The 12773-nt window shown below is 51.8% G+C and carries 14 protein-coding genes; all 14 read right to left on the bottom strand.

Annotated elements, in window-relative coordinates:
- Positions 1-126: 126 nt before the first annotated feature.
- Complete coding sequence (locus tag NST37_RS11115; protein WP_003387173.1) at positions 127-561, bottom strand: peptidylprolyl isomerase; 435 nt, start codon at positions 559-561, stop codon at positions 127-129.
- A 168-nt stretch (positions 562-729) separates the two neighbouring features.
- Positions 730-3012, bottom strand: coding sequence for a GGDEF domain-containing protein (locus tag NST37_RS11110; RefSeq protein ID WP_339186779.1), 2283 nt, complete (start codon positions 3010-3012; stop codon positions 730-732).
- A 167-nt stretch (positions 3013-3179) separates the two neighbouring features.
- On the bottom strand, positions 3180-4502 hold the full coding sequence (lysA, locus tag NST37_RS11105; protein WP_003387175.1) for a diaminopimelate decarboxylase: 1323 nt from the start codon (positions 4500-4502) through the stop codon (positions 3180-3182).
- Positions 4503-4676: 174 nt separating this feature from the next.
- Complete coding sequence (locus NST37_RS11100) at positions 4677-6149, bottom strand: spore germination protein (protein ID WP_003387176.1); 1473 nt, start codon at positions 6147-6149, stop codon at positions 4677-4679.
- Positions 6130-6717, bottom strand: a complete 588-nt coding sequence (locus tag NST37_RS11095; protein WP_003387181.1) for a stage V sporulation protein AE — start codon at positions 6715-6717, stop codon at positions 6130-6132. The genes NST37_RS11100 and NST37_RS11095 overlap by 20 nt, the downstream gene beginning before the upstream one ends.
- Positions 6718-6748: 31 nt before the next feature.
- Positions 6749-7099: a stage V sporulation protein AE gene (spoVAE, locus tag NST37_RS11090; protein ID WP_003387182.1), complete on the bottom strand. Its 351-nt coding sequence runs from the start codon at positions 7097-7099 to the stop codon at positions 6749-6751.
- A complete protein-coding gene (gene spoVAD, locus NST37_RS11085) occupies positions 7099-8127 on the bottom strand; it encodes a stage V sporulation protein AD (protein ID WP_003387183.1) in 1029 nt (342 codons plus the stop codon). Before spoVAD ends, spoVAE begins: the two co-directional genes overlap by 1 nt.
- Positions 8128-8138: 11 nt before the next feature.
- The gene (spoVAC, locus tag NST37_RS11080) at positions 8139-8618 is read right to left on the bottom strand and encodes a stage V sporulation protein AC (RefSeq protein ID WP_003387184.1); all 480 of its coding nucleotides are present in this window, start codon (positions 8616-8618) and stop codon (positions 8139-8141) included.
- A gap of 102 nt (positions 8619-8720) precedes the next feature.
- On the bottom strand, positions 8721-9143 hold the full coding sequence (locus NST37_RS11075; RefSeq protein WP_003387185.1) for a stage V sporulation protein AB: 423 nt from the start codon (positions 9141-9143) through the stop codon (positions 8721-8723).
- Positions 9140-9754, bottom strand: a complete 615-nt coding sequence (locus NST37_RS11070; RefSeq protein ID WP_003387186.1) for a stage V sporulation protein AA — start codon at positions 9752-9754, stop codon at positions 9140-9142. Before NST37_RS11070 ends, NST37_RS11075 begins: the two co-directional genes overlap by 4 nt.
- 85 nt (positions 9755-9839) lie before the next feature.
- A complete protein-coding gene (gene sigF, locus NST37_RS11065) occupies positions 9840-10595 on the bottom strand; it encodes an RNA polymerase sporulation sigma factor SigF (RefSeq protein WP_003387187.1) in 756 nt (251 codons plus the stop codon).
- Between the two features lie 11 nt (positions 10596-10606).
- Complete coding sequence (gene spoIIAB / locus NST37_RS11060; protein ID WP_003387188.1) at positions 10607-11056, bottom strand: anti-sigma F factor; 450 nt, start codon at positions 11054-11056, stop codon at positions 10607-10609.
- On the bottom strand, positions 11056-11406 hold the full coding sequence (spoIIAA, locus tag NST37_RS11055) for an anti-sigma F factor antagonist (RefSeq protein ID WP_003387189.1): 351 nt from the start codon (positions 11404-11406) through the stop codon (positions 11056-11058). The genes spoIIAB and spoIIAA overlap by 1 nt, the downstream gene beginning before the upstream one ends.
- Before the next feature lie 148 nt (positions 11407-11554).
- The gene (locus tag NST37_RS11050) at positions 11555-12742 is read right to left on the bottom strand and encodes a D-alanyl-D-alanine carboxypeptidase family protein (protein ID WP_003387190.1); all 1188 of its coding nucleotides are present in this window, start codon (positions 12740-12742) and stop codon (positions 11555-11557) included.
- Positions 12743-12773 lie beyond the last annotated feature (31 nt).

The following is a 12773-nucleotide window of genomic DNA, read 5'->3' as shown; positions in this document are numbered from 1 at the left end:
CCAATATATGTCAATCCTTGATTCGGTCTTCTTGGTTGATTGCAGCCTCGGTATATTCTGCTGGCCGGTCTTCATAAAAAAACCCGCGACATCGATTCGCGGGTTTTGTGCCACATTCGGCGTTTTTTATTCAGAAATCGTTACTTCCTTCATTTTGTCGCCCTGCTTGATTTTGTCTACGTGCTCCATGCCTTCCACCACTTGTCCGAAAACGGTGTGAACGCCGTCCAGATGCGGGAAAGCATCGTAGCAGATGAAGAACTGGCTGCCGCCTGTGTCCTTGCCTGCGTGAGCCATGGACAGAGCGCCGCGAACGTGTTTGTGCGGGTTTCCTTTGGTTTCGCATTTGATGGTGTAGCCAGGGCCGCCAGTACCAGTGCCATGCGGGCAGCCGCCTTGGGCAACGAAGCCAGGGATTACGCGGTGGAACGTCAGGCCGTTATAGAAACCCTCTTTGGACAATTTTTCAAAGTTGGCTACCGTGCCGGGCGCTTCCTTTTCAAACAGCTCCAGCTTTACGGTTCCGCCGTTTTCCAATTCGATTGTTGCATACTTGCTCATATGTAAGGACCCCTTTCAGTCTCGAAATATGTACGACTACGATTATACGCGAATCAGACAAAAAAGGAAAACAGTAGATCAAAGGTGCAATGCCCCGAGCGCAGTGACACGCTTATTTCCCTGACACACCGCGGACAAGCAAGCAGTTCGAATATCCGACAGAATGCCTTAACACTCCCGGACTGCGTCAGAAAAACTGACCCCGTGCTCCTCCGCTTTGTCGGCGACAAATACGGTTCCCGGAATGCTTTTGGCGATTTTTTTCATCGCAGCGGCTTGCTGGGCGAGCTCCTCGACACTGCCAAATCGTCCTGGTGAAAGCCGCACACCTGCCATCGACATCGACAGTCCATTCGCGTCTGTGAGATTGCGCCTGTGATAAATATCTAAGAAATAGGATGAAAACGCCTGGATTATGAAAGCAGTCATCGCATCCAGACAATTTGGCGTTGTCATGACGATGAAATCATCCCCGCCGATGTGTCCGAGAAAATCGCGCTCATTGCCATAGTGCTGCACCGCTTCCTTTAACAGTCTGGCCGTTCTCACGATAATTTGATCGCCCACTTCAAACCCGTAGCGATCATTGAACCATTTGAACCTGTCCAGATCACAGTAAATGACGACCTGCTGCTCGCTTCTTTTGATCCTCGCCTGCAGCTCCCGTTCGATCTGGACGTTTCCCGGCAGCCCTGTCAACGGATTGGCAGAGCTGGCCATCTCGAGCTTGATGGACGCCATTTTATCAAGCAAGCTCTGAACCGTAATTATTCCGATGTATTCCCCATTGTCACCGGTGATCACCACGACGTCGTAGAGGTGATAGGCATCCCGGGCCATTGCCCTTTTGGACACCTCATCTATCTGGTCGTCTTTTTTGACCGTGAGCGGATTCTTATTCATGATTTGCGAAATCGGCCGTTCATAGTAAAGTGCGATCCCGTATTGCCCTCCCAAAATTTGATAGAGCTGAAATCGCATCACCAGCCCGATCGGTTTGCCTTCTTCCAGCACGACGACACTTTCGATTCGCTGGTTCTGTTCAAAGATTTGATGGACCTGACGCACTTTTGTCTGTTTTCCCACACAGATCGTCTTGGTCACAATGTCAGTCATGACGGGGGCGTGAATTCGCGGCTCCCGATCTGTTTTGGCGCTTGCTTCGCGGACACGGCGAAGAAAATTCATGGCCTGGCCCGAGATGTGTGCCATCCCTTTTGCCGGAGATCCGAGATAGAAGCCTTGTCCGTATGTAACCCCCAGCTCCATCAGCGACTCCAGCTCCCGTTCCGTCTCGATGCCTTCGGCGATGATTTTGCACTTCACCTTTTCAGCGAATTGCACAATCGTTTCCAGCAGCGCCTGTTTGATCGGATCGACGTCAATATTGCGGATGAGCGACATATCCAGCTTGATGAAATCGGGATAGATTTCGGTGATGGATTCCAGACTGGAATAGCCCGCTCCGGCGTCGTCGACCGCCACCAGATACCCCTTTTTCCGGTATTCCTCGATAATTTTGCGAAAGACGCTGTAATTGCTGATGGCATGCCGCTCGGTAATCTCAAGTACGATATTATGCGGATTCAGCTTGGTCTGCTCCAGCAGCTTGATCAGGTCCCCGCGCAATAAATACGGGTCGTCAATCGCTCTCGGATCAATGTTGATAAACATCTTTTGGTGCGGCTTTAGATATCGGAGATGCTCCAATGCCCGCTTCCTGCAAATATGCTCCAGCCGAAACACGGTATCCGTCTCCTCGGCATAGCCAAACAAGGCAGCGGGAGAGAAAAAAGGCGTGTTCTCCGGTCCTCTGGCCAAAGCCTCCCACCCGAGCGGCATGCCGTCCCGCAGGTCGACGATCGGCATGAACTGCGTGTGAATGTCTTCATCCTGCAGCAGCTTGTGGTACTGTGTCACGAATGTATACTTCTCAGAAGAAATCCCGTATTTCGCCATGTGGACGGCATGCTTGACAGACGTGTACATCTCTTTGACGACGTCCTGGCCAGGAAATGCCGCATAGCCGATATGCACCCGCAGGTCCTCCCGGTTGACAAAGCTCACATGCCGATTGAGCTGCAATTCGGCCTGCTCCTGAAAGCTGATCGAGAGAAGCCGGCATTCCTCCTCATGGGAGCCTTTCGGAAAGGAAACATAGATGGCAAAATCGTCTCCCCACAGCTTTTGAATGGCTAATACCCGCCCCTTGATCTCCAGTACATCCTGGCAGACCGTGGGCAGCGTCCGCTCAAATATATGCAGCACTCTTTTCGCGATCAAATCCCCATAGCGATTTTCGATGTCCGTCAATTTGACGATGTCTACGTAAAACAGGACGACCGTCGCACCGTTGCCCACTTCCTCGGCAATCATCGACGTGATCGTTCGACGTTTGTCCAGAGCGAAGACGGAAAATCGGCGGAATCGCTTTCGCAATTTAGACCACATCATGGCTCTTGCCTCCTCGCCCCCTCATTATGACAAGGGACTCTTAAGGCCATGTAAAGAGTTAATGAACATTTTATAAATGCAGCAGTCTTGAGAACGAATGGATCAGAGGACGAATAGAAAAGACCTTCCCCTGTACAAGAGGGAAGGTCTTGGACTGATATCGGTTAGCGCAACACTTTCGAGCCTTTGGGCAGTACGTCCTGACTTACTACATCAGCAAATGTTTCTCGTTTTACGACCAGTTCCGCCGTACCGTCATGAACAAAGACAACGGCGGGGCGCGGAATGCGATTGTAATTGTTGGACATGGCGTAGCCGTATGCGCCTGTGCTGCTGACAGCCAAAATGTCGCCGGCTTTCGCTCGAGGCAAGGCAATGTCCCTGATGAGCATGTCGCCGGTTTCGCAGCACTTTCCCGCGATGGAGACCGTTTCCGTGTCAGCCTCGTTCATCCGATTGGCAATTGCTGCTTCATACTGGGCCTGGTAGAGAGCCGGTCTCAGGTTGTCGGTCATCCCGCCATTGACAGCGACGTACTTGCGAACATTGGGAATTTCCTTTTGGGACCCGATGTGATACAAAGTGGTTCCTGCATCGCCGATAATGCTTCGGCCCGGCTCAATCCACAGCTCAGGCAGCGGCATTTGCCGGTCGGAAAGCTCGGCCCGAACCGCAGCCGTGATCGCTTTGACATAATCGCCCGGCGCCAGCGGTGTATCGCCTTCTACATAACGAATGCCAAACCCGCCGCCGACATTCAGCACTTGGGAAATAAAACCGAATTTTTCTTTGGCCTCTTCAAGCAATTCCACCAAACGTTTGATCGCGACCAAAAATCCGTCTGTTTCAAAAATCTGCGAACCGATATGGCTGTGGACACCGAGCAGATGCAGCCACTTGCTTTCGTTCGCCTGGCGGATCGCTTCCAAAGCCTGCCCGCTCTTTACGTCAAACCCGAATTTCGAATCCTGCTGCCCAGTGGAGATGTACTCATGCGTATGCGCCTCTACGCCTGGCGTCACGCGCAGCAGTACAGCTACCTTCTCCTGTCTTTCCTCGCCGAGCTGGGCCAGCAGCGAAAGCTCATAAAAGTTGTCAACGACAAAGCAGCCGATCCGGGCATCCAGAGCCATCTCTATTTCTTCTATGGACTTGTTATTGCCATGAAAGTGGATACGCTCCACTGGGAAGCCAGCCTGGAGAGCCGTGAACAATTCTCCCCCCGACACGACGTCAAGGGACAGCCCTTCCTCTTCAATCAGCTTGCACATCGCCATCGTACAAAACGCTTTGCTGGCGTATGCTACTTGAAATGAAAATCCCGATTCGCGAAAAGCGTCCACGAAGGCTCGACACTTGCTGCGAATCAGCGCTTCATCGTACACGTATAAAGGCGTTCCATACTCAGCAGCCAAATCCGTGACGTCGCAACCTCCAATTTCCAAGTGGCCCTTCTCATTGACTCGACTAGTTCCGTGTAGATACATCCCCAAATCCTCCCCGATACGCTGCTGGATAAATGTTCGTGTAGCGCCGCTTCTCTATATAGAAAGGCAACTGTATGACCTTACAGTTGCCACCTCTACCTGCTTTGGCTTATCAATCAATTTACTATAATAAAGCGCATTTGACAATGGGTGAAGCCTTCATTGTCAGAATATTTATTGCCGGGAAGAGTTGGGTGAACGGACAATGCTCGGCCGTCTGTTTTTCATCGGGACAGCCATCCTCACCAAGATATCCTTCATGGCTTTAAAGTTGAAGGGAATGAACGGCCACAGATACGGCGTATCGAGAGAGCGTGTCACAGCGAGACCGATGAGAACGACAAGCAAGCCGATCATCAGACCCGCAGTCGAGAAAAATCCGACCATCAGGATCAAGAATATCCGTACCAGCCGATTTGCCAAGCTCAGCTCGTAGCTGGGAGTCGCGAACATACCGACAGCTGCGACGGCCAGGTACAAAATGACTTCAGGGGCAAACAGCCCGACGTCGATGGCGACATCCCCGACCAAGATCGCAGCCAGCAGACCCATCGCGATTGACAGAGGGGAAGGCGTATGGATGGCAGCCATCCTCATCAGATCAAGTCCAACCTCCGCCATCAAAAATTGTGCCAGCAGCGGTATGCTCCCTTTGTCCTTGATCCCGATGAAATGCAGCGGTTCGGGGATGAGCGATGGATGCATGGCCAACAACAGCCAGACGGGGAGCAAAAATACCGAAGCAAAGATGCCAAAGAAACGCACCCAGCGAAGGTACGCTCCAACGACGGGGGTCTGTCTGTATTCTTCTGCGTGCTGTACATGGTGAAAATACGTGGCCGGTGTAATCATGACACTCGGCGAGGTATCCACGTAGATCAGCACATGCCCTTCCAGCAAATGGACGGCGGCCACATCCGGCCTCTCCGTATAGCGTACGAGCGGAAACGGATTAAAGGTCTTGCCGATGATGAACTCTTCCACCGTCTTCTCGGCCATCGGGATGCCGTCAATCTGGATATTTTGCAGCCGGTGTTTTAATTTATCAATCAGCTCTGTATTGGCCACACCCTTGATATAGGCGATGGCTACATCCGTTTTTGTCCTTTCTCCGATTTGCATGATCTCAAACCGCAAGCGTTCATCCCGGATACGCCTGCGTGTCAGTACGGTGTTGAGCACAAGCGTTTCGGTAAAACCGTCATGCGCACCGCGTACAATCCGTTCCGTATCCGGCTCCTCTGGCGAGCGTGTCGGCAACACTTTTGCGTCCATGATGATGGCATTGTGTGAACCTTCGATGACGAGTCCGACCTGACCGACGAGCAGTTTATCGATGAACTCATTTGCCGTTGCCACCTTGGCCATTTGAAAGTAAGGAATATATCTGTGGTACAAGTGCTCAAAAACATCGGCAGGCAGCTCTCTCTCCCGCAAGTCATTCAAATCCCGGAGAACCTGCGTAATGATGTTGTCGCTCGCAAAGCCATTGATGTAGTACAACAAAATGCGAGTCCGGCCAACTGTAAATTCGTGAACCCCGACGTCAAAGCTAACTCCAATGCCAAGCTTGTCGTTTAGGTATTCCTTGTTTTCATCCAGATCTTCCACGATCAGCCGCTTCTTCTCACTCTTGGTTTCCGGCATGGAACCCGCTCCTTTCCAATATCCAATTCACTGCAGCCATGGTAATCGGGCAACCATTGCGCAAGCTGTCCCTCCCTTGCATTTTTCCAATATCGCCGATTCCGATGATATTGGGCACATTAAGCTTGTTCAGGATATCGACGGTATCTCCGTAGATTCGGTTCTCCAGCTCTGTTTCCGCATAACCGTGTTTGTCAACAGCCTCATTGACAATCCGGCCGAGGTTGTCCACGGAAACCTTGACCGCAGCCCCGTTCACCCACTTTGTATTGGATGCCACTGCAATCGCACCCAGCACTTCGATATCGGGATGTTTGACAACGTATTCGATTGCCTGCTCTCCGCGGCCCCGACCCCTGTCTCCGTTGTCGTCAAACATGATCAGAACGGGGTCTTGCGGCGTCATTTTGATCAGCTCGACCATTTGGCTTCCGCTCAGCGGCGTCGGATTCCCCGCCGACAACGAAACCGCTCGTCCCCCAATCTTTCTGGCTATCATTTCTACCACTCTTTGCGCTACATGATCACCGTCTGTGATCAGAATGACCTTCCGTCGCTTTTCTGGCATGCACCTCTCCCCTTCCTCTTCACGGGGGGGATCATCCCTTTGGTTTAAAGACTAGCGACGCCAGGAACCCGAACGCGATAGCGGCGGAGATGCCCGCACTCGTAACTTCAAAGATTCCCGTAACGACTCCGATCAGGCCGTGCTGCTCCGCTTCCGATATGGCGCCATGGTATAGGGAATGGCCGAAGCTGGTGATCGGAACAGTCGCTCCCGCACCGGCAAAATCAATCAACTTGTCATAGACGCCAATAAAATCGAGCGCAACCCCGGCGACGACCAGCGTGCTCATCACGTGGGCGGGGGTCAGCTTCGCCACGTCCAGCAACAACTGACCGATCACGCAAATCAATCCGCCAACAACAAAGGCGATCACATATTCCATCAGCTTCCTCCTCCTTCTATCGAAACCGCATGGGCTATGCAGGGAATGGAGTTGCCCTGCTGATAGCTGACCGGGCTTAGCAATGCACCAGTTGCACATACCAAAACCTTGTTTAGCTTTCCTTTGTTCAACTGGTCCATGATATAGCTGTACGTCACTACTGCACTGCTGGCACATCCGCTGCCGCCGGCAAAAACCTCCTGATCCGGCGAGTACACCATCAGACCGCAGTCGTTGTAAACCCGGTCCAAATCGTACCCATCCATTTTCATCAGGTCCTTGAGGATGGGAAATCCGACGGCTGCGAGATCTCCTGTTACAATCAAATCGTAATCATTCGGATTGCGGCCGGTATCCTTGAAATGTGTCTGCAAGGTAGATGCTGCAGCAGGCGCCATCGCCGATCCCATGTCAAATGGGTCTTTAATCCCCATATCGACGACTTTGCCGATCGTGGCGTACGTAATCCGCGGCCCGCTCCCGCCAGTACCGACAACGGCAGCACCCGCTCCTGTCACCGTCCATTGTGCCGATGGCGGCTTCTGTCCGCCGTACTCGGTTGGATAACGGTATTGCCGCTCGGCTGTCGCATTGTGGCTGCTGCAAGCGGCTAATGCTTTATTCGCATACCCGGCGTTGATCTGGGCAGCGGCATTGGCCAGGGTGAGCATCGAAGTCGAGCAAGCCCCGTACATGCCCATGAGCGGAATCGACACCTTCTCGGCAGTAAAGCTGGTCGTAATGTTTTGGTTCAGCAAATCCCCGGCGAAAAACACGTCAATGTCCTGTCCGCTCAGATTCGCTTTGTCCAAAGCGAGATTAACGGCATCCTCCAGCAGCTGTCTTTCCGCGTTCTCCCACGAGTCCTGTCCGGCATACATATCGTCGTAGACCTTGTCGAACAAGGCTCCGAGAGGTCCCTCCCCTTCTTTTGGACCGACAGCAGTGGCTGTTGATAGAATGCGGACGTCATTCGGGAAGTGCCAGGTCTGCCGGCTTACCCGAAAATCGCTGGATCCATTATTCATAGCAGCTCCCCTCACACGATCATCTTCCAAACCGTTTTCAACACGCCGGCTATGAAAGCGGCGACCACGCCAAAAACAATGACGGAGCCGGCCAGCTTAAACATATTTCCTCCTACTCCAAGAACGAATCCTTCGCTTCGATGCTCAATCGCTGCAGAAGCGATCGAGTTGGCGAATCCGGTGACAGGTACCGCTGAGCCCGCACCTGCGTACTGTCCAATATTGTCGTAAATGCCTAGTCCGGTCAGAAGCACAGAGAGGAAAATGAGCGTGGCAACGGTAGGATTGCTCGCAGCCTTTTCCGAAAATCCGAAGAAGTTGATATAGATGTTTTGCAGCACCTGGCCCAGCAGACAGATGGCCCCCCCAACCCAAAAAGCGCGTATCGAATTGAGCAGGACGTTCCGTTTTGGCTGGTACTTCGCCGCCTGCTGCTGATAGAGCTGCTTCGTCATTTGATTCGAACCATTGGACTTCGATTTTGTCGCCATCTTTGTTCCTCCCACTCGTCCTGTCTGGTCAACATACTCACATATCCATATCTTGTCTCCTCGTCTCCATTCTATGAATGGCTGAATTTACCAGTCGGCGGGTCAAAGCTTCAGCCACCACTGAAGAAGAGATCCGATGATTTTCCCGAGAACCATCGCCATCAACAAGAAAATCAATTTCGAGTCCATGTTGAGCCTTTTTGCCAAGATCGGAAAGACGTTGAGTGCTTCGGTCAGTCCGGCGGCCAATGTGCCTACGAAGACACCTGCAAATACGCCGTAGATAGAAGTAAACAAGATAGGCAATGCGGCCACCCATTGAAAAAAATCGGCCAGCGTAAAAAACAGAGCGCCGCTAACCAGTGACCATTCCAATGCTCGTATGTAGCGATGCGCGTTGGTGAGCTGAGCCAGCCGGGGGATAATGTCCAGAACCGTAATAAAAGCAACGAACCCGCTGCCTACAGCGAGCCCTCCACCCAGTCCGATGATTGCCAGCAAGATATGCTGCCACAAGCTGCTCATGGCTTGATCCGCTCATTCTCCTTATTTTCATGCTGAATGTAATACTGATCGAGATTTTGCTGGTACAAGAACAGCTCAACCTCCAACGGACTGGGTTCTTCGTTGATTCGCTTCTGAAAAATATGGTTGAAAAACAGGATCATCCCCAGACCAATCCCGATGGAATAAGGGATTTGCAACCAAAGGGGCTGGTCGCTTGCCTGTCCGGTGATCAAATAGTGGATGCGCTGATGGACCTGCAGCATGCTGACGTCCGTGTGGAAGTTCATAATCGCAAGACCGGCACCGACGAAGAGCAGGACCCATACCAGTGTAACCATGAGGAGATTTGCCTTTTTGCGAGGGTTCAAAACTTCTACGACAATATGAGCCGCGCCCTGTACCTCCAATGCCAGCTCGGGGTGCACGCGCCGGATTTGTTTGATGACCTGCATAATATCAATGATAATGAGGTTTCCATCAGCAGGTTTCACCTGATAGACAGGCAGACGGGCCAATGCTTTTTCACGGTCGCCATCCCAATACAGCTGGCAAATATCTCCCAGCGTAATCGTCGCGTTCGGCTTGACAGCCAACCGTTTGCGCAGCTTGAGAAACAGCGGCTGGTTCATCTGCTCCCCCTCCTTTCAAACACTATGTCCTGCTAGTATGTGCGTGTGGACAAAAGCCATGCACATAAGAAAAGACCAGGCTGAGCTAATGCTCAATCTGGTCTTTGATCGTTTGCAGGATTCGCTTTTCCAACCGGGACACCTGGACCTGAGATATACCCAGCCGCTCAGCCACCTCTGATTGGGTCTGATCCTTGTAGTAGCGCAAGTAGACAATCAGCTGTTCTCTTTCTGTCAAACGGCTGATTGCATCCTTCAGCGCGATTTTTTCAAACCATTTGTTGACACTTTCATCTGCGATCTGGTCAATCAGTGTAATCGGATCGCCATCATTTTCAAATACAGTTTCATGGATCGACGAAGGGGCCCTGCTTGCCTCCTGGGCAAACACCACTTCCTCCGGTGTAATTCCTACCGCTTCCGCCACTTCAGAGATCGTAGGAGCCCGTCCGAACTGCTTGTACAGCTCGTCTTTCGCCCGCCTTACCCTGTTTGCGGTTTCCTTTAGCGACCTGCTTACTTTTACAGTGCCGTCGTCCCGCAAAAAGCGCTGTATCTCACCGATGATCATGGGAACGGCATACGTGGAGAACTTCACATCGTAATTCAGGTCGAACTTGTCCACGGCTTTCAAAAGTCCGATACACCCGATCTGAAACAGGTCGTCGGCTTCATAACCACGATTGATGAAACGCTGAACAACTGACCAGACAAGCCGAATATTGCTGTTTACAAGCAGCTCTCGCGCTTGTGCATCCCCATCCTGGCTCTGGGCAATCAGTTCTTTTACTTGGTCGTTGGTAAGAAACGGCTGACTGGCGTTTTTAATATCGGCACCCATAGGCACTACTCCTAATTCTGTAATGCTTTGGCAAAGGAAAGGCGTTTTGTCAGGCGGACAGTCGTCCCTTTCCCGACAGCAGTTGCCACTTCAAGCGAGTCCATAAAATTTTCCATAATCGTAAAGCCCATTCCCGAACGCTCCAGCTCGGGCTTGCTGGTGAACAGCGGCTGCATTGCCTGGTCGACGTCCTCGATTCCCTTGCCTTCATCCTCCACTACCAATTCCACGACACCCTCATCGATGCTGACCGAGATGCGGACAACACCATCCGGGTTTTCGTCGTACCCGTGGATGATGGAATTGGTCACTGCTTCCGAAACAACGGTCTTGATCTCTTCCAGTTCCTCAACCGAGATGTCAAGCTGAGAGATGAACGAGGCAACCGCGACACGGGCGAACGCTTCATTCTGACTTACGGCAGCAAACGCCACGCTCATAAAATTGCGTTTGGCCATCATTACGCCACCCCCAATACGTGCAGTGCTTCCGCTTCGTTCTCGCGAAACTTGATCACCTTAAACAGCCCGGACATCTCGAAAATCCGGTAGATGGTTGGATTGATCGAGCACACCACCATTTCACCGGAGCGAGCCGAAATCTGCTTGTACCGCCCCAGGATGACTCCAATGCCGGAGCTGTCCATAAATGAGAGCTCTGCCAGGCTGAGCACGATATGGCGAATAGACGATTGGCGCAAAAGGTCGTCTACTTTCCCGCGCAATTCCTCTGCTGTATGATGGTCCAGTTCTCCTTGCAAACGGACAACCAAGACGTCCTGTTTTGTTTCCATGATGATGCGTAGACTCATGGCTGAAACACTCCTTCATCCCGTAGTACACTCTCATTTCTTCTCTCTCTGTTCCATTTCCTGCCAGCCGACAAAAGAACAAAAAAATCGAGCGGCCACATGGTACAATTCGAGGCAACTCGATTCTTTTCGCGTTCTCGCTGTCAGGTTAATAGCTAATCAATACGTTTCTCGTTGTCCGCTTGAGAATCTCCCACATGCCTGCTTTGTCGACCGTTTGTTCCGGGAACAGGTCGATCCGGTTTACTTCCTTGCCGTCTTTCGTGCGGATAAAAATATGTCCGATCACTTGGTTCTTATCGAGCGGAGCGCTGATGTCAGACTGCAACACGACTTCGCGGTCATATTGGTCGGCAGACTCCCCGCGCTTCATCAACAGGCTGACAGCGTGCGGCGTGACCGCGTTAACCGTTGGCTGTCTTCCTTTGTCCACGCTCAAGCCTTGCACAACCTCCCCTTTTTTGTACAAGGGAGCTACCTGATAATGAGCAAAAGCGTAATTGAACAGTGTCGACACTTCGGCGTTTCTCGTTTTTGTATCGGGCTCGCCCATAACGACGGCAATGACCCTCATGTTATTTCGTTTGGCCGTAGCCGTCAAACAGTATTTGGCTTCGCTTGTATAGCCTGTTTTCAGACCATCTACGCCTTCATAAAAGCGAACGAGCCGGTTCGTATTCACCAACCAGAACGGGTTGGACGTTTCTTTTCGCAAATAGTCCTGATAAATTCCTGTATATTTGGTAATCGCTTCATGTTTCAAAAGTTCGCGGGACATAATTGCAATGTCCAATGCGGAGGAGACATGCTCCGGTGCAGGCAACCCGTTGGAATTGACGAAATGCGTTTGCTTCATTCCAAGCTGCTTGGCCCGCTCATTCATTTTGGCTACGAACGCTTCTTCCGTTCCCGCCAAATGCTCGGCCATCGCGACGGAAGCGTCATTCCCCGAGGCAATCGCGATCCCCTTGATCATGTCTTCTACCGTCATTTCCTCGCCAGGCTGGAGAAAAATCTGCGAACCACCCATGGATGCAGCTCGTTCGCTCGTACGAACCTTGTCCGTCAGCTTGATTTCTCCGCGCTCCAGCGCTTCCATGATCAATAGAAGCGTCATGACCTTGGTAATACTAGCAGGAGGCAGCTTTTCGCTTGCGTTTTTTTCGAACAAGACGGTTCCCGTATCCGCTTCCATCAATATGGCGGAGGTTGCATGCGGTGCAAAATTCATCTGTCCGTCTTTCGCCGGCGTATTTTCCTTGGCTGCCGTCGCTATCGGAGAAAAGAACGCAACGCACAAGATGAAGCATAAGCTCAGATACAGACTCCTTTTCATAGCAAACTCTTCCCTCCATTCATGGTTCTAT

This window comes from Brevibacillus sp. FSL K6-6036 (assembly GCF_037964015.1).
Lineage (GTDB): Bacteria > Bacillota > Bacilli > Brevibacillales > Brevibacillaceae > Brevibacillus > Brevibacillus borstelensis.
The sequence above is the reverse complement of the archived record's forward strand: the minus strand, read 5'-3'. Positions and strand labels throughout refer to the sequence as shown.

What these genes read in the sequence shown, in the direction of transcription:
- NST37_RS11115 (WP_003387173.1), bottom strand. Translation starts at nt 561, where the DNA reads ATGAGCAAGTATGCAACAATCGAATTGGAAAACGGCGGAACCGTAAAG.
- NST37_RS11110 (WP_339186779.1), bottom strand. Translation starts at nt 3,012, where the DNA reads ATGTGGTCTAAATTGCGAAAGCGATTCCGCCGATTTTCCGTCTTCGCT.
- lysA (WP_003387175.1), bottom strand. Translation starts at nt 4,502, where the DNA reads ATGTATCTACACGGAACTAGTCGAGTCAATGAGAAGGGCCACTTGGAA.
- NST37_RS11100 (WP_003387176.1), bottom strand. Translation starts at nt 6,149, where the DNA reads ATGCCGGAAACCAAGAGTGAGAAGAAGCGGCTGATCGTGGAAGATCTG.
- NST37_RS11095 (WP_003387181.1), bottom strand. Translation starts at nt 6,717, where the DNA reads ATGCCAGAAAAGCGACGGAAGGTCATTCTGATCACAGACGGTGATCAT.
- spoVAE (WP_003387182.1), bottom strand. Translation starts at nt 7,099, where the DNA reads ATGGAATATGTGATCGCCTTTGTTGTTGGCGGATTGATTTGCGTGATC.
- spoVAD (WP_003387183.1), bottom strand. Translation starts at nt 8,127, where the DNA reads ATGAATAATGGATCCAGCGATTTTCGGGTAAGCCGGCAGACCTGGCAC.
- spoVAC (WP_003387184.1), bottom strand. Translation starts at nt 8,618, where the DNA reads ATGGCGACAAAATCGAAGTCCAATGGTTCGAATCAAATGACGAAGCAG.
- NST37_RS11075 (WP_003387185.1), bottom strand. Translation starts at nt 9,143, where the DNA reads ATGAGCAGCTTGTGGCAGCATATCTTGCTGGCAATCATCGGACTGGGT.
- NST37_RS11070 (WP_003387186.1), bottom strand. Translation starts at nt 9,754, where the DNA reads ATGAACCAGCCGCTGTTTCTCAAGCTGCGCAAACGGTTGGCTGTCAAG.
- sigF (WP_003387187.1), bottom strand. Translation starts at nt 10,595, where the DNA reads ATGGGTGCCGATATTAAAAACGCCAGTCAGCCGTTTCTTACCAACGAC.
- spoIIAB (WP_003387188.1), bottom strand. Translation starts at nt 11,056, where the DNA reads ATGATGGCCAAACGCAATTTTATGAGCGTGGCGTTTGCTGCCGTAAGT.
- spoIIAA (WP_003387189.1), bottom strand. Translation starts at nt 11,406, where the DNA reads ATGAGTCTACGCATCATCATGGAAACAAAACAGGACGTCTTGGTTGTC.
- NST37_RS11050 (WP_003387190.1), bottom strand. Translation starts at nt 12,742, where the DNA reads ATGAAAAGGAGTCTGTATCTGAGCTTATGCTTCATCTTGTGCGTTGCG.